This is a genomic window from Micrococcus sp. CH7 (assembly GCF_001595485.1).
In the GTDB taxonomy this organism is placed as follows: Bacteria; Actinomycetota; Actinomycetes; order Actinomycetales; family Micrococcaceae; genus Micrococcus; species Micrococcus luteus.
Genome location: NZ_LOSQ01000021.1, coordinates 103,183 through 124,806, shown reverse-complemented (window position 1 = coordinate 124,806; position 21,624 = coordinate 103,183). Strand labels below are relative to the sequence as shown.

Sequence of the window (21,624 nt, the reverse complement as noted above, 5' to 3'; positions counted from 1 at the left end):
CGTGTCCTTCGGACAGCGCGACTACGACCGCACCAAGCCCGAGATCGACTTCCCGGGCGAGACCCCGCCCACCGAGCTCGTGGTGGAGGACCTGATCGAGGGCTCCGGCCCGGCCGTCGAGGCCGGATCCCGCGTGCAGGTCCACTACGTGGGCGTGGCCTGGTCCACCGGCGAGGAGTTCGACGCCTCGTGGAACCGCGGCACCCCGCTGCCCCTGACCGTCGGCGTCGGCCAGGTCATCGCCGGCTGGGACCAGGGCCTGCTCGGCATGAAGGTCGGCGGCCGCCGCCGCCTCGAGATCCCGCCGCACCTGGGCTACGGCGCCCGCGGCGCCGGTTCCGCGATCGGGCCGAACGAGACGCTCATCTTCGTCTGCGACCTCGTCTCGGTCGACTGACCCCGGGCCCCGTGACCCCACCCACCCCGCGGCGCGCCGGCGACGAGGCCGCCGAGCGCATCATCTCGCTGCTGTGGCTGCTGCTCTCGGCGCCGCATGGCCTCGAGCGTGACCGGATCCGACGGCAGGTCGTCGGCTATGAGGGGCTCACGGACACCGCCTTCGAGAAGCTCTTCCAGCGGGACCGCCGCGTGCTGCGCGCCGTGGGGGTCCCGCTGGAGACGCTCGAACCCGCGGGCTTCGACGAGGGCGAGGCGGGGGTGCGGCACCGCGTCGTCCGCGACGCGCTGCTGCTGCGCGACCTCGACCTGACCGTGGACGAGCGCCGCGCCCTCGTGCGGGCGCGGCGCCTGTGGGGCGACTCGCCGCTGCGCGCCGACGTCGTCCGCGCCGTGGGCCTGCTGTTCCAGCCGGCCACCGACCTCACGGGCGATGACGAGCTGGCCGGGTACCACACCCTCATGCCCCGGGCCGACCCCCGGCTCGAGGCCCTCACCCAGGCCGTGGCCGACGAGGCCGTGCTGCGCTTCCCCTACCGCGACGCGCGGGGGCGGGCCACCCGGCGCACCGTGCGGGCCTGGTTCCTCACCCTCGTGCGCGGCCGCTGGTACCTCACCGGCTGGGACCTCGACCGCGGCGCCGAGCGCAGCTTCCGGCTCACCCGGATGGAGGGGGAGCCGCGCCGCGTCGAGCGGGCGACGGACGCCCCCGGCCGTCCCGAGGACCACGACCACGCCGGCCTCGTGGCGCGCCTGGCCGGGCAGGCCGACGCCGAGCGGGTCCGGGTGTGGCTCGCGCCCGGCCGGGGTCAGGGCGTCCGCGCGGTCGGTGAGCCGGCCGAGCCCCGCGTCGAGGACGGCGCCGCACCGGGACCCGACTGGGAGCTCTGGGAGGCCCCCGCCGGGCCGCGCGAGGACGGCCTCGCCGCGGAGATCGGCGGCCTGCTGGGCCGGGCCGTGCCCTCGGCCGCGCACCCGGACCTGACCGACCGCGTCCGCGCGGGCCTGGCCGCCGCGGCGGAGACCCACGCCGGTCCCGCCGACCCGGCCCTGCTCGAGGTGGCGCTCGCCGCGCCCGTCCGGCGCCGCGCCCGCGACTCGAGCGAGGACCTCGTGGGCCGCCTGCTGGACATCGTGGGGCTGGCCAACCGGGCCGGTGGGGTGGACCGGGCGGAGCTGCGCGCCCGCCTCGGCATCACCGACGAGCGCCTCGACGCCGACCTCGAGACGCTGCGCTACTGCGGCATGCCCGAGCGCGACTTCCCCGGCTTCCAGTTCGAGGTGGCGGAGGTGGCCGGCCGCGTCCACGTGGAGCGCGCCGCCGACCTGGCCGGTCCCGTGCGGCTGACGCGCCCCGAGGCGCACAGCCTCGTCGCCGCCCTGCAGACGGTCGCGGACCTGCCGGTGCTGGACGAGGCCGACCGCGAGGCCGCCCGCTCCGCTCAGCGCCGGATCCGCGCCGCGGTCCTGGACGCGGGGGCCCCGGACGCGGACGACGCGGACGACGCGGACGACGCCGCGCTCCGGGAGGCCGAGGCGCACACCGCCGGCGAGCCCCCGGTCGCCGTCGCCGCCCACTGGGACGTGGCCGTGGACCCCGCGACGGTGCGCACCCTGCTGGCCGCCGTGGCGGAGCGGACCGTCGTCCACCTGACCTACCGCTCCGTGCATGCCGACGCCCTCACCGAGCGGGACGTGGAGCCGCTGGCCCTGGTGCAGGACGGGGCGCGCCTCTACCTGCAGGCGTGGTGTCGTCGCGCCGAGGACCACCGGGTGTTCCGGGTGGACCGGATCAGCGCGCCCGCACCCACGGGGGAGACGTTCGCGCCCCGGGCCCGGCCCGCACGCTGGCGGGTCCACCCCGACGACGCCGCGGGGGTGCCCGTGCTGCTGCGCTGGGCCCATCCCGTCCGCGACGCGGCCGCCGGCTACCGCCCGGACGCCCAGGCCGACCTGCCCGACGGCGACCGGCTCACCCGGGTGCATCTGACCGACGCCGGCGTGGCCGCCGCGCTGGTCGGACGCCACGGCGGAGCCGTCCAGGTGCTGGCCCCCGCCGACCTCCGGACGTCCGTGGCGGACGCGCTGGGCGATGCCCTCGCGGCCCTGCCGGCGCGGTAGCCTTGACCCCGGAACCCCATCGAAAGGACCCCTCATCATGGCTGGACTCCAGGGCTGGCAGCTCGTCATCATCATCCTGCTCGCGATCCTGCTCTTCGCGGCGCCGAAGCTGCCCGCGATGGCCCGCAACCTCGGCCAGTCGATGCGCATCTTCTCCTCCGAGGTGAAGCAGATGCGCACCGAGGGCAAGGGCACCACGGACGAGCGCTCCGGCGCCGGCTCCACCGCCGCGGACGAGCCGGTCGAGGGCCGCGTCGTCGAGCGTGACGAGACCGACCCGCGCGACCCGCGCTGAGCCGGAAGGACCCCCACCCGATGACCGAGGTCGACGAGGTCGCCCGCCGCACCCGGCGCCGCCGGAAGCGGCGGGACAACCCCACCGGCGAGATGCCGCTGCGCGAGCACCTCACGGAGCTGCGCAACCGACTGCTGAAGTCGGGACTCGCCGTCGCGGTCGGCATGGTGGTCGGCTTCCTCGTCTACCAGCCGGTCATGGCGGAGCTGTTCCGCCCGGTCAAGGAGATCGCCAGCCAGGGACACACGGCGGCCGTCGCCTATGACACGGTGGCCTCGCCGTTCGACCTCATGCTCAAGGTCAGCCTGTTCATCGGGCTCATCCTGTCCAGCCCGGTCTGGCTCTACCAGATCTGGGCATTCATCGTGCCGGGTCTGAAGAAGGCCGAGAAGAAGTACGCCCTGGGCTTCATCGCCGCGGCCGTGCCCCTGTTCATCTTCGGCATCGCGCTGGGGTGGCTCGTGATGCCGCAGGCCGTCCAGTTCTTCGTGGGCTTCACTCCCGAGGGCGGCGCGAACCTCCCGACGGCGTCGGTGTACATCAGCTTCGTCACGCGTCTCTACCTCGCGTTCGGCGTGGCCATGGTGCTGCCGGTGCTGCTGGTGGGACTGAACATGCTCGGCATCCTGCCGGGCCGCACGATCGTCCACCACTGGCGCATCACCGTCTTCGTGATCATGCTGATCGCCGCGATCGCCGCCCCCGGTGCGGACGCCATCTCCATGTTCTACATGGCGATCCCGCTCGTCGTCCTCTTCGGCGTGGCCATCGTCCTGTGCCTGTGGGGCGACCGGCGTCGCGACCGTCGGCAGGGCCAGCGCGAGATGGACGTCGAGGCGGAGCTCGCCGCAGGCCCGAAGCCGCTCGATCAGATCTGAGCGGCGCCCGCCGCAGCCCTCGCGCCCGGACGCACGAGCACGACGGTGTCCGGACCCGCCAGTAGGGTGGGGCCATGGCCCACCATCCCGCGTCCGCGACCCCGCACGACGAGCCCGAGCTGAGCCCGGCGGAGCGCTACGCCCGTGCCCGGGCGGCCCGGCACCACGCCGGCTCCGAGCTCGGCCGGTTCGCCGCACGCGTGGGCTTCCCCCTCGACGACTTCCAGCGCCGCGCGTGCGCCGAGGTCGAGGACGGCCACGGCGTCCTCGTCGCGGCGCCCACCGGCGCCGGAAAGACAGTGGTCGGCGAGTTCGCCGTCCATCTGGCCCTGGCCCGCGGCACGAAGGCGTTCTACACCACCCCCATCAAGGCCCTCAGCAACCAGAAGCACGCGGACCTCGCCCGCGTGCACGGCGCGGAGAACGTCGGCCTGCTCACGGGGGACACCTCCATCAATCCGGACGCGCCCGTCGTCGTGATGACCACCGAGGTGCTGCGCAACATGCTGTACGCGCAGTCGGACACCCTCATCGACCTCGGCTTCGTCGTCATGGACGAGGTCCACTACCTCGCCGACCGGTTCCGGGGCCCGGTGTGGGAGGAGGTCATCATCCACCTGCCCGAGCACGTGCAGCTGATCTCCCTGTCCGCCACGGTGTCCAACGCCGAGGAGTTCGGCGCCTGGCTCGACACGGTCCGGGGCGCCACCACCGTGATCGTCTCCGAACACCGGCCGGTGCCGCTGTGGCAGCACGTCATGGCCGGGGGCCGGCTCTACGACCTGTTCGCCGAGGACATCGCCTTCGAGGACACCGCGGACCGGGACGGGGAGGCCCTGCTCAACCCCGAGCTCAAGCGCCTGGGGGAGGAGGCCGAGCGCCGGTTCCAGCGCGCCGACTGGGGGCGCCCCGGGCGGCAGCAGCACCGCGACGGGCGCGGGGGCGTCCCGAAGGGGCGGGCCAGGGGCGGTCGGCGCACGGGTCGCGACGGCGGCCGAGGCCGGACCGGCTCCTCCGCGCTGGACCGGGAGCGGCCGGTCTCCGGTCGGCCGGGCGGTCACGACGGCGGCCAGCGGCGCGGACCGCGGCTGTCCACGTCGCGCCCGGAGATGATCCGGGCCCTCGACCGCGACGGGCTGCTGCCGTGCATCACCTTCATCTTCTCCCGGACCGGCTGCGACGCCGCCGTGGAACAGTGCCTCCGGGCCGGGCTCGACCTCACCACGGCGCGGGAGAAGGCGCTCGTGGCCGAGCGGGTCGAGGAGGCGGCGCGTCTGCTGCCCGTCGAGGACCTGGAGATCCTCGGGTTCTGGGCGTGGCGGGACGGCCTGTCCCGGGGCTTCGCGGCCCACCACGCCGGCATGCTGCCCCCGTTCAAGGAGGCCGTCGAGGACCTGTTCGCCGCCGGCGCGCTCAAGGCCGTGTTCGCCACGGAGACCCTCGCCCTCGGCATCAACATGCCGGCCCGCTCCGTGGTGATCGAGAAGCTGGTCAAGTTCAACGGCGAGAACCACGTCGACATCACGCCGGGGGAGTACACCCAGCTGACGGGCCGGGCGGGCCGCCGCGGCATCGACGTCGAGGGCCACGCCGTGGTGATGTGGCGTCCCGGGCTGGACCCGGCCGCCGTCGCGGGCCTGGCCTCGCGCCGCACCTACCCGCTGCGCTCCTCGTTCCGGCCCACCTACAACATGTCCGCGAACCTGCTGGCGCAGGTCGGCGCGGAGCGGGCGCGGGGCATCCTCGAGTCCTCGTTCGCCCAGTTCCAGGCGGACCGCTCCGTGGTGGGGCTGGCCCGCGAAGTCCGCTCGAAGCAGGCCAGCCTCGAGAAGTACGAGGAGGCCATGCAGTGTCACCTCGGCGACTTCGCCGAATACCTCACCCTGCGCAAGGAGCTCGCTGCCGCGGAGAAGTCCGGCTCGCAGGGGCGCCGTCGAGCCCACCTGGCAGCCGTGAAGGACTCGCTCGCGAACCTCGCGGTCGGGGACGTCGTCGAACTCGACGCCGGCCGCTCGCTCGGACGGGCCGTCGTCGTGTTCCCCGCCGGCAACCCCCAGAACCCGCGCGTCGGCGTCGTCACGGACAAGGCGCAGCTGCGCCGCATCACGGTGGACGACGTCGCCGGGCCGGTCGAGCCGGTGGCGGGCGCCGCCCTGCCCCAGGTGGTGCAGGTGAAGACGCCCACGCAGCGCAAGGACGTCGCCGCCCTCATGCGCGAGGCCGTGCGCACGGGCCGCCCGCCCGCCGGAGGCCGCCGCACGGCGGGCTTCCGCCTCCGGGAGGACCCGGCCGCGCCCCGGGTCGAGGAGCTGCGCCGGGCGCTGCGCCGCCACCCGTGCCACGGCTGCCAGGACCGCGAGGAGCACGCCCGCTGGGGCGACCGCTGGTGGGCCATGCGGCGGGAGGTCTTCGTCCTGCGGGAGCGCATCGCGGGCCGCACCAACACCATCGCCCGCACGTTCGACCGCGTGGTCGCTCTGCTGCGCGCCTACGGCTACGTCCAGGAGGACGCGTCCTCGCCCCGTGCGGCGCTCACGGAGCGCGGCGAGGCCCTGCGCCGGATCTACGGCGAGCGGGACCTGTTCACCTCCCTGGTGCTGCAGGATCCGGCCACGGACGGCCTGACGCCGGAGGAGTGGGCCGCCGTCGCCGCGCTGCTCGTGTACCAGGGCAAGGGGGAGACCGAGCCCGGACTGGTCCCGATGCCGACCCCCCGGCTCGGACGCGTCGCGGAGGCCGCCGAGCGCATCGAGGAGCGCCTGCGCACGGACGAGGCCCAGGCACGGCTCGAGCCCACGCCCCGGACGGACCCCGGCCTGGTGGCGCCCATGCATCGCTGGGTGCGGGGGGCCACCCTGCGCCGCACCCTCGAGGGCGCGGACCTCGCCGCGGGCGACTTCGTCCGCTGGGCGCGGCAGGTCATCGACGTGCTGGACCAGCTGGCCAACGTCCCCGGGGACGCCCGTCGCAGCCGGGCCTGCCGCCGGGCCGCGGACCTCGTCTCCCGCGGCGTCGTGGCCACCTCGCTGCCGGCGGCCTCGGCGCCCCGCGCGGACGAGGACTGACACGGGCTAGGGTGGGCGGGTGAGCGCACACCTGTTGACCCACGGCATCATCCACTCGACGACGGACCCGTACGCACAGGCGCTGCTGGTCCGGGACGGGGTGATCGCCTGGCTCGGCGCGGACGACTCCGCGGACCGCGTGGCCGACCCGGGTGACGAACGGCGGGACCTCGACGGCGCCGTCGTCGTGCCCGTGTTCGTCGAGCCGCTGGCCCGGCCCGCGGACGCGCGGGACGCGCTGAGCCGCGGCACCGCCGTCGTGACGGTCCTGGCCGGGCCCGAGGACACGGGCGCCGCGCCCGCCGACGAGGACGTCCAGACCGTCGTCTACCGGCACGCGGACCGCGTGGACGCCGAGGCGGCCGGGGTGTGGCTGCCCGTCGGGGCCGACACCGACCCCGCCACGCTCGCCGGTCTCCTGACGGCCTCGACCCAGGCGGGGGAGCAGGCCTACCTCGTCCCCGACGGCGGTGCGGACGCCGGGCCCGCCGCCCAGGACGTGGCCCTGACCGCCCTGCGCTCGGTCGCGGAGGAACTCGGCACCGCCGCCCTGGGCCGCGTGCGCCATCGGCTCGTGGTCACCCACTCCGTCACCGCCGTGGACCGCGCCTTCCTGGCCGCCGCCGGAGTCAGCGCCACCGTCGTCCCCGACGCGGACGGCGTGCTGCACGCCCCGGTGGCGAGCCTGCTGGCCGACGCCGTCTCCGTGTGCCTGGGCGCCGGCCCGGCCGGGGACCCGTGGGCCGCCGTCCGGTCGGCGCTGTCCCACCCCGACCCGGACGAGCGCATCTCCGCCCGCTCCGCCTTCGCCGCCGCGACCCGCACCCCGCTGCGCGCGCTGCCCGACGCTCCGGCGGCAGGCCTGTCCGTCGCCCCGCGCCTGAGCGTGTCGGCCCCGGCCGTGTTCGGCGTCTGGGACGCGGACGCGGTGGCCGTGCAGTCGCCGGACGGCCGGGTGGCGGCATGGAGCACGGACACCCGGGCCGGCACGCCGCTGCTGCCGGCCCTCGACGCCGAGACCGCCCTGCCCCGCTGGCGGGCCACCTGGGTGGACGGCCGGATCGCCGCGGAGGACGTGGCCCGCGACGCGCGCGATGGCGCGACGCCGGCCTGAGACCTCCGCTTCCTATACTCGAACGGATGCGATGGCCCGTCCGACCGGCGGGCCGCCCCCACGACCCCGGCCGGAAGGCGAGAACCGCACATGCGCGTGCTGACCATCATCCCCACGTACAACGAGATCGAGTCGCTGCCGCTGACCCTCGGCCGACTCCGTGACGCCGTCCCGGAGTCCGACGTTCTCGTGGTGGACGACGCCTCCCCGGACGGCACCGGCGACTGGGCCGACGCCCGCGCCGCCGAGGACCCCTCCGTGCACGTGCTGCACCGCACCACCAAGGACGGCCTGGGCGGCGCCTACATCGCCGGGTTCCGCTGGGGCCTGGAGCGCGGCTACGACGTCCTGGTCGAGATGGACGCGGACGGCTCGCACCAGCCCGAGCAGCTGCCGCGCCTGCTGGAGGCCGTCCGCACCGCGGACCTGGTGATCGGCTCGCGCCGCGTGCCGGGCGGCAAGATGGTGAACTGGCCGACCTCCCGCAAGATGATCTCGTGGGCCGGGTCCCTGTACCCGCGGATCATGCTCGGCCTCGACCTGACGGACATCACGGCGGGCTACCGCGCCTACCGGGCCGACACGCTCCGTGCGATCGACCTGGACGCGATCGAGTCCAAGGGCTACGGGTTCCAGGTGGACATGACCTTCCGCACGGCCCGCCTCGGCAAGCGGATCGTCGAGGTCCCGATCACGTTCGTGGAGCGTGAGCTCGGCGAGTCCAAGATGAGCGGCGGCATCATCGGCGAGGCCGTGGTCAACGTGACCCGGTGGGGCCTGGCCGCGCGCTGGGAGGGCCTGCGCGCCCGCCTCGGCCTCTGAGGCGCACAGCCCCCGAACGACGACGGGGCCGGATCCATGGCGGATCCGGCCCCGTCATGCATGGGGGAGCGGCGGGTCAGGCGTCGACGTCCTCGCCGCGGCTGGCGCGCAGCTTGTTGAGCTGGATCTTGTAGGTCTCCTCCAGCTCCTCGAGGCTGCGGCGCTCGCGCAGCATGTCCCAGTGGGTGCGCACGGGCTTGCCCTCGGTCTCAGCCGGCTTCTCGCCGCTGACGAGGAACGCCTCCTTGCCGGTCTTCGAGGTCCAGGTGGCCGGCACGTCCGCCTCCACGGAGAAGGTCACGAACACCTGCTCGCCGTCCTCCGTGCGGTACTCCACCCGCTGCCGGGCGGCGGGCTCGACGCCGGCCTCGGACTCCAGGGACTGCGCGCCCAGGCGCATGCCCCGCAGGCTGCGATCGCTCACGTTTCCTCCTCGTCAGGCCGCGCCGAGGCCCGCGCGGGGGCGCGGGCCGATCGAGGCGCGGCGGGTCGTCCTCACTGATGGAACCATTCAGTGTCCCACAGCATTCCCGTCCGCCTCGCCGGCCGGGCGGGTGCCGGGGGTGCGGCCGGCCGACGGGTCGGGCTCGATCTCCTGCGGGGTGGCCAGGGCCTCGTCGAGCGAGGTCTGCGGCATGTCCTCCGCCGTCACCGCGCCGGCGGTCATCGCGTCCATGACGCCGCTGGCGCGCAGGGCGTCCGCGGTGGTGGGCCGGGACCCACGCGGCCGCCGCGCGCGCTCCGGGGTGACGCCGGCGTGCTCGGCTCCCGACTCGCCCGCGCGGTCCCCGGAGTCCCGACGCCGGGGTGCGTGCTCCGGGGCGGGGCGGTCGCCGTCGCCGGGGGCGAACGCCTCACCGAGGCCCTGCAGGGCGCGGGTGAGCTCGGCGGGGACCACGAACATGGTGTTGGCCTGGCCGTCGGCGATCTTGGGCAGGGACTGCAGGTACTGGTAGGCCAGGACCTCGGAGTCGGCGCCGCCGGAGTGGATGGCGTCGAAGACCACCTCGATCGCCTCCGCCTCGGCGTTGGCGCGCAGCACGCGGGCCTGAGCCTCGCCCTCGGCGGAGAGGATCTGGGACTGGCGCTCGCCCTCGGCCGTGAGGATGGCGGCCTGCTTCGTGCCCTCGGCGGTGAGGATGGCGGCGCGGCGGTCGCGCTCGGCGCGCATCTGCTTCTCCATCGAGTCCTGGATGGACATGGGCGGGTCGATGGCCTTGAGCTCCACCCGCGAGACCCGCAGGCCCCAGCGCGTGGTGGCGTCGTCCAGCACGCCGCGCAGCTGGGAGTTGATGGAGTCGCGAGAGGTCAGCGCCTCCTCGAGGTTCATGCCGCCCACGACGTTGCGCAGGGTGGTGGTGGTGAGCTGCTCCACCGCGTGGATGTAGTTGGCGATCTCATAGGTCGCGGCCTTGGCGTCCGTGACCTGGAAGTAGACGACCGTGTCGATGGAGACGACGAGGTTGTCCTCGGTGATCACCGGCTGGGGCGGGAAGGAGACGACCTGCTCGCGCATGTCCACCATCGGGAGCATGCGGTCCACGAACGGGATGATCAGGGTCAGCCCGGCGCCGGCCGTGCGGTTGTACTTGCCGAGGCGTTCGATGTTGGCCGTCCGCGCCTGCGGGATGATCTTGACCGAGGAGGCCACGATCACCGCCGCGAGGACGGCGAGGACGACGAGGACGATGAGGGTTTCCATCGGGGTCCCTTCTTCTGGGGTCGGTGCGGTCGGTGCGGTCGGAACGAGGACGTGGGGCGGCTCAGGCGCCGTCCGCCTCCCAGTCGATGCGGGGGAGCGGGCGGACCACCAGGGTGGCCCCGTCGATGCGCAGGACGGTCACCTCGTCGCCGGGGGCGACGTCGGGCGCCCCGGGCTCGACGCGGGCGGACCAGGTGTCGCCGTCGACGGCGAGCGTGCCGGCGTCGCCGGTGATCGCGCCCTGGGCCGCGACGCGACGCCCCGGGAGCGTGTCCAGGTAGGAGGCACCGGCGCCGGTGTCCTTGCGCAGGTGGCGCAGGGCGACGGGGCGCACGGCGGCGAGCATCAGCAGGGCGACGGCGGCGAACGCCGCGAGCTGGAGCGCCAGCGGGCCGCCCACGAGCGCGACCACCCCCGCCGCGCCGGCCCCGGCGGCGATCATCAGGAAGACGAGGTCGAGGGTCAGCAGCTCGACGCCGGCCAGGCCGGCGGCCAGCACCAGCCACAGCCAGCCCGCGTTCGCCTCGATCCACTCCATGCGTGCGCTCCCCTCCGTGTCGGGTGCGCGGTCGGGTCTGCCGCGCGTCGACGTGTGATCCCCATCCTGCCCTACGCAGTGCCGCAGGACACAGCCTGTCCCCAGGCGGTCCTGGAAGGAGGGGGCTACCGCCCGGTAATGTGAGCTGCATGACATCTTCACCCGTCGCGGTCTCGCCCCTGCTCCAGCCGATCACTCTGGGCCCCCTCACGCTGCCCAACCGGGTGGTCATGGCCTCGATGCACATGGGACTGGAGGATCGGCACGACGACCTGCCGCAGCTGGCGGCGTTCTACGCGGAGCGGGCACGCGGCGGCGTCGGACTCATCGTCACCGGGGGCCTGGGGGTCGTCCCCGAGGGCACGGTGACGCTGGGCGGGGGGATGCTCGCCAGCGAGGAGGACGCGCGCGCCCATCGCGTCGTCACGGACGCCGTCCACGCAGCCGGGGGCAGGATCCTCGCCCAGCTGCTGCACGCCGGGCGCTACGCCCCCAGCCCCGACCTGGTCTCGGCCTCCGCGGTGCGAGCCCCGATCTCCCGGCACACGCCCCGGGAGATGACGACCGCGGACATCGAGCGGACCGTGAGCGCGTTCGCACGCGCGGCCACGCTGGCCCTGGAGGCCGGATACGACGGCGTGGAGATCATGGCCTCGGAGGGCTACCTCCTCAACCAGTTCCTCGCCCCGGCGACGAACCGACGGTCGGACGAGTACGGGGGTGACGCCGAGCGCCGACGCCGGTTCCCGGTGGCGGTGGTCGCGGCCGTGCGCGAGGCGCTGGGGGAGCGCGGCGTGCTCTCGGTGCGCACCTCGGCGGCGGACCTCGTCCCCGACGGGCAGACGCGCGCGGAGATCGCGGACACCGCCCGGGCCTTCGAGGCCGCCGGAGCGGATGTCCTGATGACCGGCATCGGGTGGCACGAGTCCCGCGTGCCGACCATCGTGACCTCCGTGCCGCGCGCCGCGTTCCTCGCCGCCTCGGCTGACCTGACCGCCGCCGTCGACATCCCGGTGATCGCCTCCAACCGGCTGACCACCCCCGCCGAGGCGGAGGAGGCGCTGACGTCCGGGGCCGCCGCGCTCGTCGGGCTGGCCCGGCCCCTGCTGGCGGACCCCGAGTGGATGGCCGCGATCAGCGACCCGCGCGCTCGGACCCTGACCCCGTGCGTCGCCTGCAACCAGGCCTGCCTCGACCACGTGTTCACCGGGGCCAAGGTCTCGTGCCTGATGAACCCCCGCGCCGGGCGGGAGACGGAGCCGGAGTACGCCGCGCCCGTCCCGGTGGCCCTCGGCCGCCGGCGCCGGATCGCCGTGGTCGGTGCCGGGCCGGCGGGCCTGACGGCCGCGGAGCGTGCGGCCCGGTTCGGGCACGAGGTCACCCTGTTCGACCGGCACGCCGAGCCCGGCGGGCAGTTCCGGCTCGCCCGGCGCATCCCCGGCAAGGAGGAGTTCGGTCCCGCGCTGGAGCACCTGGCGGCCCGCGCGGCGGCGTCCGGGGTGACGCTCGTCACCGGGGAGGAGGTGTCCGCACAGACACTCCTGACCGACGACGGGCGGCCGGGTTACGACGAGGTGCTCCTCACCACCGGCGTGCGGCCCCGGTCCGTCGATCTGCCCGGGGCGGGGGAGCCGGGTGCGCCCGCCGTCCATGCGTACGACGACGTGGTCCTGGGGCACGTCGACGTCGGTCCGCGCGTCGCGGTGATCGGCGCCGGCGGCGTGGGCGTGGATGTCGCCGAGGCCCTGGCGGCCGGCACGGAACGGCCGGACGGGACACCCGAGACGCAGGCGCACTGGCGGGCCCGCTGGGGCGTGGCACTGACCTCGGAGACGCCGGGCCAGCTGGCGAAGCCGGCCGCGGCCGACCCCGGACGCGAGGTCCACCTGCTCCAGCGCAGCCCCGGACCGATCGGCGTGCGACTGCGCCCCACCACCGGCTGGGTGCACCGCGCCGAGCTGCGGCGGCACGGGGTCCACCTGCACTCCGGTGTGACCTACGAGGGCCTCGGCCCCGACGGCCTGCGCGTGACCGCGCCATCCCCGGAGGACCCCGAGACACGCGTGCCGCTGACCCTGGATGTGACGGACGTCGTCGTGTGCGCCGGGCAGGAGTCCGAGACGGATCTCGTCGAGGACCTGGTGGCCGCGGGCTACGCGCCGGAGGCGGTGCGCCTAATCGGTGGCGCGGCCGAAGCCCGCGAGCTCGACGCCTACCGGGCCATGGACCACGCCGTGCGGGCCGTGCAGGGCTGATCCGCGCCGCCGGCCGGCGGGCCCTCGCGGGCGGACGACGTCAGGGCTACGGTCGGGGCATGGCTCTCATTTACACCGCACGCCTGGACCCGGACAAGCCCGACTGGATCCGCCGCCGCCTCGTGGCGCACGGACTGCCCGAGGACGTGACCGCCGAGAAGGTCGGCTCGTACCGGTTCGACGATCCCACCGGCGAGATCGGCGTCGAGTCGATGCTCGTGCGCGTGGGGGACCGGCTCTACCAGACCGCGTTCGCCTACCGAGGCGACGCACCCGCCGAAGGGGACGTCGTGGCCGAGGCGGAGCACTCCGTCCTGGGACGCCGCTGGGTCGTGGACGCCGCCACCGACCCGGACGCGCGCCGCATCCTCGCGGCGGGCGTGCGCGGCGAGATCCCGCAGGCCCGGCTCGAGATGCACGACGAGTCCGGGACCTACCTCGAGACGCGCGCCCCGGATCTCACCCTCCGCGTGATCGGCGTCGATGCGACGGGGGAGCTCGAGGTGCCGGTCGAGCTGTCGGAGACGGACGAGGCGGACCTCGACGGCCCGCGGTGCCTCGTCGCCGAGGGAGACGGCGTGCGGGCCGTCGTCGCGCGTCTTACCTGAGGGGCGGTCCGCGCGGTCAGAGGCCGCGCGGACCCCAGGACCGCAGCCGACGATGGCTGGTGAGCGACATGTACAGCGCGATGCACCAGCCGAGGACGGTCCACCCGGTGAGCAGGTTCACCCAGAACACCGCCCACACGTTGGAACGGCCACGGACGGCGGCGACGGCCCACGGAGCCAGGTAGCCCGCCGTGGCGATGGCCAGGACGACGGCGATCGTCGCGTGCAGGGGGCGGTCGCGCTGGTCGGTCATGATCGTCATGGGTCCAGGCTACGCGCGAGACCCGCCGCGGAGGGCGCCCTGTCCACCGTTCCGCAGTGCGCCGATAATGTACATTATGTCAACTAGCCCGTTCTTCGCCTCCCCTTCGGAGGCCGCCTGCACGGCACGCGCCGCGTCGGGACCTGGCCCAGGAGGTCGCGCCGGGCGGCACCGACACCGCGTGCCGGGGTTCACTCCCCCGGGTCTGCGGACAGCCGCTCCAGCAACGGCAGGACAGCCGCCACCGCCGTCCGGCTCTCGTGCCAGAGCCCGTGCCGCAACCGGGAATGGACGGCCTGCTGACTGATCCCGAGCTCCGCCGCCGCCTCTCGCTGACTGGCGCCGGCTTCGACCAGCCGCCCCGCCGCGTGCTGATCAGCGGACCGGCGCCGTTCCACCGTGGCGACCAGCTGCAGGGTGGCCTCTGCACAGCGCAGATCAGCCTCTCGGCCGGTCTCCGAGGCGCGGCCCGGGCGTCGTCCGTGCGGCAGCACCAGCCGTCCCGGTGCCCGCCGGGCGCGGCGCCGCTCCCCGGCTGTGATATGTGACAAGGCTGACTGCTTGTCGTAGTTGCCCTCTGTATCCAGCAGCACCGCCCAGGACCCAGACCGCACGGCCCACAGTGCCAGGCCCACCCCCGCCGCCATGCCGTCGAGAGTGACGGCCAGCTCGCCGTCGCCCGGCGCTGCATCGGCGTCGGGGTTCCCTTCGTCGCCACGCCACACCGCCGCGGCTACGGACGCGTCCGGGTGAGGATCATCGAGCAGCACCGCTGCCAGACGTCGGGCGTCGTCGGCCGTGGCAGCGGTCGGTCGGATGGGCACCAGATGCACGAACACCATACAGAGAGCCTACCTCTGACAACATTGGCATCTTGTCATAGGCCCCGTCCACCGAGTCACCTGTGGCTGGACGCGCCGCCTCGACCTTGCGGTGGGCCAGACTGGATGCATGACGTCCTCCCCCACCGCCCGTCGTGCCGTGCCCGCCGAGCACCGTGACCCGCGCGGCGCCCAGCCGGCACTTGCCGTCGACCTCCTCCTCACCCTCCTCTTCGTGGCTCTGGGCCAGGGGCAGCACGCGACAGAGCGCGGGCCGCTGGGGCTGCTGGTCACGGCGGCGCCGTTCCTCGCGGGTCTCCTGGTCATGACCGGGCTGACCGCCGGACACCGGACCTGGGCCCGCGTGTGGCCCCACGGCGTGATCGTGTGGCTGGGGACCGTCGCCGTCGGGATGGTCCTACGCGTGGCCTTCGGCCTCGGTGGCGCACCCGTGTCCTTCGTGCTCGTGGCGCTCGGGGTGCTGGGCGTCCTGCTCCTGGGCCGCCGGGCCGTGACCGCCTGGCTGGTGCGCCGCACCCGGAGGTGAGGGCCCGGCGCGCAGCTAGGATCATCCCGGACACCGGACCCACAGCATCGAGGAAATGAGGACCGCCCGTGGTCACCGCCATCGTCTTGATCAAGACCGACAAATCCAGCATCCCGGAGACCGCCGAGACCCTCGCCGCGCTCGAGGGGGTCGGGTCGGTCTACTCCGTGACCGGCGCGTGGGACCTGGTGGCGATGGTCAAGGTGCGCCGCTACGAGGACCTCGCCGACGTGATCGCCGACCACCTCTCCAAGGTCGACGGGATCCAGGACACCGAGACCATGCTGGCCTTCCGGACCTACTCGTCCGAGGACCTCGGCGAGGGATGGGCGCTCGGCTTCGACTCCTGAGCGTCCTCCCCACGACGGGCCCCACCTCGCCGGCGAGGGCCCGTCGTCGCACCATCAGGACCGGGAGAAGGCGACCCAGCGGTCCAGGACGTCACGCGCGGCGCCGGAGTCGATCGACTCGGCGGCCCGCGCCATGTTGGCCGCCAGCCGCTCCATCAGCGGCGCGTCCGCGTCACGGTCCCAGGCCGTCAGGCCCGCGGCCGCGTTGAGGAGGACGGCGTCGCGGATCGGACCCTTCTCCCCCGCCAGCAGAGCGCGGACGAGGGTCGCATTGTAGGCACCGTCCCGCCCGGCCAGGGCCTGAACGGGGGCCAGGTCGATGCCCAGCTCCCGGGGATCGAGCTCGTGGGTGCGCACACCGTCCCGGACCTCCATGACGGTCGACGGCCCCGACGTCGTGATCTTGTCCCGGCCGTCCGCCCCGCGGAAGACGAAGCCGCGCACCCCCCGGTCCGCGAGCACCTGCGCGAGCAGCGGGACCATGGCCTCACTCGAGCAGCCCAGGGCCTGGGCGGTGACCTGGGCCGGATTGCTCAGGGGGCCGAGGAAGTTGAACACGGTGGGCACGCCGAGCTGCTTGCGCACCGGGGCCACATACTTCATGGACGGGTGGTAGTTCTGGGCGAAGAGGAACGTGATGCCCACGGCCTCGGCGCACTCCTCGGCCTTCCGGGTCGGCATGGACAAGTCCACGCCGAGGGCCTCGATCACGTCGGCCGCGCCGGCGGTGGACGAGGCGCCGCGGTTCCCGTGCTTGACGATCCGCGCGCCCGCACCGGCGGCCACGAGCGAGGACATCGTGGAGAGGTTCACGGTGCCCAGGCGGTCGCCACCCGTGCCCACGACGTCGAGGGTCTCCCCCGGCACGTGCACCGGGTTCGCCGCCTGGACCATCGCCTCGGTCAGGCCGCGCAGCTCCGGCACCGTCACCCCCTTGGCGGCCAGGGCGAGGAGGAATCCGCCCACCTGCCCCTCGGTGGCATCGCCGGCCATCATCTCCCCCATGGCCCACGCGGCGACGTCGTCGCTGAGGTCCTCACCGACGGTGAGGGCGCGGAAGACCTCCGGCCAGGAGGTCCCCAGGACTGTTGCGGTGTTCTCGGGGGTGCTCACGCACTGAGCCTAGCGGCCCGGCCGCACCCGGCACCGCGTCGTGTCATGCGCCGCCCGCCGTGAACCTGGACATCCCCTGGACGCCAGCCTCCGACTGACACTGAAACCCCCCGACGGTGCTGACGACCTGTCCTGCGACACGGTAAGTTCGATTTACCGCCCGGGCGGTGTTTGGGGCCATAATGGCTGGGTGACCACAGCTAACCCCACTCTCCATCAGCCCACCACGGGGCTCCCGAGCCGGCCGAACATGGTGCAGGTCGGGACCATGGTGTGGCTTGCCAGCGAGCTCATGTTCTTCGGTGGGCTCTTCGCCATGTACTTCACCCTGCGCTCCACGTCTCCGGAGCTCTGGGCCGAGCACACCGCGATCCTCAACGTCCCGCTCGCCGCGGTGAACACGACGATCCTGGTGCTCTCCTCCGTCACCGCCCAGTTCGGCGTCCTCGCCGCCGAGCGCCTTCAGCCCCGCCGCACCGGCGGCTTCCTGCAGTTCGGGAAGTGGGGCATGGTCGAGTGGTTCATCCTGACCTTCATCATGGGCTCGATCTTCGTGGCGGTGCAGTCCTACGAGTACGCGGTTCTCGTCTCCGAGGGTGTGACCGTCGCGGCGAACGCGTACGGCTCGGCGTTCTACATCACCACCGGCTTCCACGCCATCCACGTGACCGGCGGCCTGATCGCGTTCCTCTTCATCATCGGCCGCGCCTACATGGCCCGCCGCTTCGGCCACCACGAGGCGACGTCGGCGATCGTCGTGTCCTACTACTGGCACTTCGTGGACGTCGTCTGGATCGCCCTGTTCTTCATCGTCTACTTCCTGAAGTAAGACGACCCCCACTCACCGCACCGACTTCAGGCCCGGGCCGGCAGCATGAGCGGCCCGCCCGGGAAGAGAACGATAGGAAACCCCCGTGAAGGCACTTTCGCAGAACCGACGCCATCCCCTGATGGGGCTGGCGCTCCTCCTGCTGGGACTCCTGGTGACCGGCGGACTGTACTCCGTCGCGAGCACCGTGAACCAGGCGCAGGCGGCCACGCAGGTCACCGCGGCCGCCTCGGCTGATGACATCTCCGAGGGCGAGAAGCTCTTCAACGCGAACTGCGCCTCGTGCCACGGCACGGGTGCCGCGGGGGGCCCCTCCGGCCCGTCCCTGATCGGTGTCGGCGCCGCCTCCGTCGACTTCCAGGTGGGCACCGGCCGCATGCCGATGCAGATGAACGGCCCGCAGGCCCAGGTCAAGCCGAACCAGTTCAACGACGAGCAGACGGCCCAGCTCGCCGCCTATGTCGCCTCGCTGGGTGCCGGCCCCGCCGTCCCCGAGGACGAGTACCTGGATGTGAACCACGAGGACGTGGACATCACCCGCGGCGGCGACCTGTTCCGCATCAACTGCGCCATGTGCCACAACGCGGCCGCGGCCGGCGGTGCGCTCACCCGCGGCAAGTACGCCCCCTCTCTGCAGGGCGTGGAGGAGAAGCACATCTACGAGGCCATGGAGACCGGCCCGCAGAACATGCCGGTGTTCTCCGACTCGAACATCAAGCCCGAGGACAAGCGCGACATCATCGCCTACCTGAAGACCATCGAGAACCAGGGCTCCCCCGGCGGCCTCGCCCTCGGCTCGCTCGGCCCCGTCTCCGAGGGCCTGTTCATCTGGACCGCTGGCCTGGCGCTGATCATCGGCTTCATGGTCTGGCTCACCAGCCGGTCCTCCTGATCCCGTCGGCGCAGGCGCGCCGACCACCCGTCATCGACATTCATCACTCGAGTAAAGGAAACAGGACATATGGGCGAGAAAGGCTTTGAAGGGACCGAGCATCGCTCGGGTTCCCTCGAGCACGCCGGCGAGGACGCGCCCCGGTACGCGATCGACAACCCGGGCCTGCCTCCGCACCGTCCGCGTCTGGCCGATGAGGATCCGAAGGCTGCGAAGCGCGCCGAGCGTCAGGTCTCGGTCATGTTCCTCATCTCCATCGTGGGCACGGTGCTCTTCTTCATCGGCTACTTCGGTGTGGGGCAGATCGGCAACGGTGAGGCGTTCAGCAAGATCTACCTGCAGAACCTGCTGCTCGGCCTGGGCACCGCCCTCGCCATGTTCGGCATCGGCATCGGCGTGGTGCACTGGGCCAAGACCCTGATGCCGGACCACGAGACCGTGGAGGACCGTCACGAGATCCGCTCGGAGGACGACCGCGTGGCCGCCACCGGGATGATCTCCGAGATCCTGGACGAGTCGCAGATCAAGCGCCGCCCCCTGCTGCGCAACACCCTGATCGGCGCCGCCCTGCTGGCCCCCCTGCCGTTCATCGCCGTGTTCCGCGATCTGGACGACTCGGACAATTTCTCGGACCAGGAGGCTCACAACTTCGGCCCTGAGCGTCTGCGCCACACCATGTGGGCCGAGGGCGTGCGCCTCGTGCGCGACCCCACCGGCTCCCCCATCAAGGCCTCGGACGTCACGCTCGGCTCGGCCGTGCACGTCATCCCCGACGGCCTGAACGATCTGGGCCCCGACAAGCTCAACCAGAAGGCCAAGGCCGTCGTCCTGCTCATGCGCCTGGACCCCGCCAAGGTGAAGATCACCCCGGGTCGCGAGGACTGGAACGTGGACGGCATCTTCGCCTACTCCAAGGTCTGCACGCACGTGGGCTGCCCGATCGCCCTGTACGAGCAGCACACCCACCACCTGCTCTGCCCCTGCCACCAGTCGACCTTCGACCTGACGCAGGAGTGCAAGGTCATCTTCGGCCCGGCCAGCCACGCGCTGCCGCAGCTGCCGATCACCGTGGACGACGAGGGCTTCCTCGTGGCCCAGAGCGATTTCCATGAGCCCGTCGGGCCTGTCTACTGGGAGCGTGGCTGACACCTATGAGCACCACCGTGAATGAGTTCCAGCCGGCGACCTCGACCGGCCGCATCGCGAACTTCGTCGACACCCGCACGGGGATGTCGCCGATCGTGAAGTTCTTCGCCCGCAAGATCTTCCCGGACCACTGGACGTTCATGTTCGGCGAGGTCGCCCTGTACAGCTTCGTCATCCTGCTGCTGTCCGGCGCGTTCCTCACGTTCTTCTTCGACCCCTCCATGTCGGAGGTCGTCTACAACGGGGCCTATGCCCCGCTGCGCGGCATCGAGATGTCCGCGGCCTACGCTTCGACCCTCGACATCTCGTTCGACGTGCGCGGCGGTCTGTTCATGCGGCAGCTGCACCACTGGGCGGCGCTGATGTTCGTGGCGGCCATGTCCGTCCACATGCTGCGCGTGTTCTTCACCGGCGCGTTCCGTCGCCCGCGTGAGCTGAACTGGGTGGTCGGATGCTTCCTGCTGATGGCCGGCTGGGCCGCCGGCTTCACCGGCTACTCCCTGCCCGACGAGGTGCTCTCCGGCAACGGCCTGCGCATCATCGACGGCATCCTGAAGTCGCTGCCGATCGTGGGCACCTACCTCTCCGCCTTCTTCTTCGGCGGCGAGTTCCCCGGCCACTCGATCATCGGCCGCCTGTACGCCCTGCACATCATGGTCGTGCCGGCCGCCATCCTGCTGCTGATCGGCATCCACCTGTTCATGGTGGTCGTGCACAAGCACACTCAGTACCCGGGCCCGGGCCGCACCGAGAACAACGTGGTCGGCTACCCGGTCGGCCCGGTGTACGCGGCCAAGGCCGGCGGCTTCTTCTTCATCGTGTTCGGTGTGCTCGCGCTCATCGCCTCCACGGTGACGATCAACGCCAACTGGAACTACGGTCCGTACGATCCCTCCCCCGTGCAGGCCGGCACTCAGCCCGACTGGTACATCGGCGTGTTCGACGGCGCCCTGCGGCTCATGCCGGGCATGATCGGCGACTACTCCTTCCTGTGGAACGTCCCGATGCCGTGGGGTTCCTCGGTGTCGCTGCCCATGGGTGTGCTGGTGCCGCTGATCCCGGTCGGCGTCCTGCTCATCGGCATGGTCACCTGGCCCTGGATCGAGCGGTGGATCACCAAGGACGACACCGAGCACCACCTGCTCGACCGTCCGCGCAACGCTCCGGCGCGCACGGGGATCGGCGTGGCCGCCGTCGTCTGGTACTGCGTCATGTGGGCGGCCGCGTCCTCGGACCTCATCGCCACCCACTTCCGCCTCTCCCTGAACGACGTGCTGTACGTGCTGCGCGCGCTGTTCTTCCTCGGCCCGGTGATCGCCTTCATCGTCACCCGCCGCATCTGCCTCTCCCTGCAGCGCAAGGACCGTGAGCTCGTGCTCCACGGCCACGAGGCCGGTGTCATCGAGATGTCCCCCGAGGGCGGCTTCCACGAGCGGCACCGTCAGCTGACCGACTACGAGCTGTACCGCCTGGTGTCCTTCGAGGACCGCCGTCCGGTGGCTGCCATCCCCAGCCGCAACGGCAAGGTGGGCATGATCGAGAAGGCTCGTGCCGGCCTGAACCGCATGTTCTACCAGGACCGCGTCGCCCCCGTGTCCCGCCAGGAGCTGGTGGACGCTCGCACCCACGGGCAGCACGGCCACGAGGAGTCCGCGGTCGAGCTCGAGCACGGCTCGCACGCCCCTCACCTGGATCGCTGATCCCGAGCGGCTGATTCCCTGACGAAGGGCCCCACGCACCATGGTGCGTGGGGCCCTTCGACGTTCCCAGGGTGACCTCGAGGACGCGCTGCCCTGAGCAGCCCCGACGCCGCGGCGCACATCGGCCCGCATGGACGGCGAAGGGTTCAGGCCCGCCGGTCCCGGGCCAC

At 72.9% G+C, this 21,624-nt stretch carries 21 protein-coding genes; 15 read left to right on the top strand and 6 right to left on the bottom strand.

From position 1 onward, the window contains the following. The first annotated feature begins 1 nt into the window (after nucleotide 1). From AUV08_RS06280 to AUV08_RS06250, 7 genes are all read left to right on the top strand, one after another. On the top strand, nucleotides 2-397 hold the full coding sequence (locus AUV08_RS06280) for an FKBP-type peptidyl-prolyl cis-trans isomerase (protein ID WP_010078659.1): 396 nt from the start codon (nucleotides 2-4) through the stop codon (nucleotides 395-397). An 11-nt stretch (nucleotides 398-408) separates the two neighbouring features. Continuing rightward, nucleotides 409-2,517, top strand: coding sequence for a YafY family protein (locus AUV08_RS06275; protein ID WP_061867277.1), 2,109 nt, complete (start codon nucleotides 409-411; stop codon nucleotides 2,515-2,517). A 37-nt stretch (nucleotides 2,518-2,554) separates the two neighbouring features. Further along, a complete protein-coding gene (locus AUV08_RS06270; protein WP_002855080.1) occupies nucleotides 2,555-2,812 on the top strand; it encodes a twin-arginine translocase TatA/TatE family subunit in 258 nt (85 codons plus the stop codon). Between the two features lie 20 nt (nucleotides 2,813-2,832). Further along, nucleotides 2,833-3,690: a twin-arginine translocase subunit TatC gene (gene tatC, locus AUV08_RS06265; RefSeq protein ID WP_061873143.1), complete on the top strand. Its 858-nt coding sequence runs from the start codon at nucleotides 2,833-2,835 to the stop codon at nucleotides 3,688-3,690. Between the two features lie 74 nt (nucleotides 3,691-3,764). After that, a complete protein-coding gene (locus AUV08_RS06260) occupies nucleotides 3,765-6,755 on the top strand; it encodes an RNA helicase (RefSeq protein ID WP_061867278.1) in 2,991 nt (996 codons plus the stop codon). A gap of 19 nt (nucleotides 6,756-6,774) precedes the next feature. After that, entirely contained in the window at nucleotides 6,775-7,869 is a 1,095-nt protein-coding gene (locus AUV08_RS06255; protein WP_061867279.1) for a hypothetical protein, read from the top strand. 90 nt (nucleotides 7,870-7,959) lie between these two features. Further along, nucleotides 7,960-8,691: a polyprenol monophosphomannose synthase gene (locus AUV08_RS06250; RefSeq protein ID WP_061867280.1), complete on the top strand. Its 732-nt coding sequence runs from the start codon at nucleotides 7,960-7,962 to the stop codon at nucleotides 8,689-8,691. Between the two features lie 76 nt (nucleotides 8,692-8,767). Here AUV08_RS06250 and AUV08_RS06245 read toward each other — a convergent pair whose 3' ends face one another. The 3 genes from AUV08_RS06245 to AUV08_RS06235 all read right to left on the bottom strand — a co-directional run bounded on the left by AUV08_RS06245 (nucleotide 8,768) and on the right by AUV08_RS06235 (nucleotide 10,931). Beyond that, nucleotides 8,768-9,115, bottom strand: a complete 348-nt coding sequence (locus AUV08_RS06245) for an RNA polymerase-binding protein RbpA (RefSeq protein ID WP_012750883.1) — start codon at nucleotides 9,113-9,115, stop codon at nucleotides 8,768-8,770. Between the two features lie 87 nt (nucleotides 9,116-9,202). After that, nucleotides 9,203-10,393: an SPFH domain-containing protein gene (locus tag AUV08_RS06240; protein WP_061867281.1), complete on the bottom strand. Its 1,191-nt coding sequence runs from the start codon at nucleotides 10,391-10,393 to the stop codon at nucleotides 9,203-9,205. 61 nt (nucleotides 10,394-10,454) lie between these two features. Beyond that, nucleotides 10,455-10,931: an NfeD family protein gene (locus tag AUV08_RS06235; RefSeq protein WP_061867282.1), complete on the bottom strand. Its 477-nt coding sequence runs from the start codon at nucleotides 10,929-10,931 to the stop codon at nucleotides 10,455-10,457. A gap of 149 nt (nucleotides 10,932-11,080) precedes the next feature. Between AUV08_RS06235 and AUV08_RS06230 the strand changes: the two genes are divergently transcribed. Beyond that, nucleotides 11,081-13,186 (top strand): NADPH-dependent 2,4-dienoyl-CoA reductase, encoded by a 2,106-nt coding sequence (locus AUV08_RS06230; protein ID WP_061867283.1) that lies wholly within the window; start codon nucleotides 11,081-11,083, stop codon nucleotides 13,184-13,186. Between the two features lie 59 nt (nucleotides 13,187-13,245). After that, nucleotides 13,246-13,794 carry a hypothetical protein gene (locus AUV08_RS06225; protein ID WP_061867284.1) on the top strand — a complete coding sequence of 183 codons (549 nt, stop codon included), beginning with the start codon at nucleotides 13,246-13,248 and terminating at the stop codon, nucleotides 13,792-13,794. A 16-nt stretch (nucleotides 13,795-13,810) separates the two neighbouring features. On the opposite strand, the gene AUV08_RS06220 is transcribed toward AUV08_RS06225, so the two are convergent. Both AUV08_RS06220 and AUV08_RS06215 read right to left on the bottom strand, forming a co-directional pair. Then, the gene (locus tag AUV08_RS06220) at nucleotides 13,811-14,056 is read right to left on the bottom strand and encodes a superinfection immunity protein (RefSeq protein WP_002854519.1); all 246 of its coding nucleotides are present in this window, start codon (nucleotides 14,054-14,056) and stop codon (nucleotides 13,811-13,813) included. A gap of 191 nt (nucleotides 14,057-14,247) precedes the next feature. Then, on the bottom strand, nucleotides 14,248-14,898 hold the full coding sequence (locus AUV08_RS06215) for a hypothetical protein (RefSeq protein WP_061867285.1): 651 nt from the start codon (nucleotides 14,896-14,898) through the stop codon (nucleotides 14,248-14,250). Between the two features lie 109 nt (nucleotides 14,899-15,007). Here AUV08_RS06215 and AUV08_RS06210 point away from each other — a divergent pair, with 109 nt between their 5' ends. Beyond that, complete coding sequence (locus tag AUV08_RS06210; protein WP_041103767.1) at nucleotides 15,008-15,424, top strand: DUF3054 domain-containing protein; 417 nt, start codon at nucleotides 15,008-15,010, stop codon at nucleotides 15,422-15,424. 68 nt (nucleotides 15,425-15,492) lie between these two features. After that, nucleotides 15,493-15,774, top strand: a complete 282-nt coding sequence (locus tag AUV08_RS06205; RefSeq protein ID WP_002854527.1) for an Lrp/AsnC family transcriptional regulator — start codon at nucleotides 15,493-15,495, stop codon at nucleotides 15,772-15,774. A 54-nt stretch (nucleotides 15,775-15,828) separates the two neighbouring features. Here AUV08_RS06205 and trpD read toward each other — a convergent pair whose 3' ends face one another. After that, nucleotides 15,829-16,887 (bottom strand): anthranilate phosphoribosyltransferase, encoded by a 1,059-nt coding sequence (trpD, locus tag AUV08_RS06200; protein WP_061867286.1) that lies wholly within the window; start codon nucleotides 16,885-16,887, stop codon nucleotides 15,829-15,831. Nucleotides 16,888-17,137: 250 nt separating this feature from the next. Between trpD and AUV08_RS06195 the strand changes: the two genes are divergently transcribed. The 4 genes from AUV08_RS06195 to AUV08_RS06180 all read left to right on the top strand — a co-directional run bounded on the left by AUV08_RS06195 (nucleotide 17,138) and on the right by AUV08_RS06180 (nucleotide 21,454). Further along, entirely contained in the window at nucleotides 17,138-17,716 is a 579-nt protein-coding gene (locus AUV08_RS06195; protein WP_020625607.1) for a cytochrome c oxidase subunit 3, read from the top strand. An 85-nt stretch (nucleotides 17,717-17,801) separates the two neighbouring features. Then, nucleotides 17,802-18,608: a cytochrome c gene (locus AUV08_RS06190; RefSeq protein ID WP_036315101.1), complete on the top strand. Its 807-nt coding sequence runs from the start codon at nucleotides 17,802-17,804 to the stop codon at nucleotides 18,606-18,608. Between the two features lie 69 nt (nucleotides 18,609-18,677). Next, on the top strand, nucleotides 18,678-19,754 hold the full coding sequence (locus AUV08_RS06185; RefSeq protein ID WP_002854534.1) for a ubiquinol-cytochrome c reductase iron-sulfur subunit: 1,077 nt from the start codon (nucleotides 18,678-18,680) through the stop codon (nucleotides 19,752-19,754). 5 nt (nucleotides 19,755-19,759) lie between these two features. Continuing rightward, nucleotides 19,760-21,454, top strand: a complete 1,695-nt coding sequence (locus tag AUV08_RS06180; protein ID WP_061867287.1) for a cytochrome bc complex cytochrome b subunit — start codon at nucleotides 19,760-19,762, stop codon at nucleotides 21,452-21,454. Nucleotides 21,455-21,624: the final 170 nt, after the last annotated feature.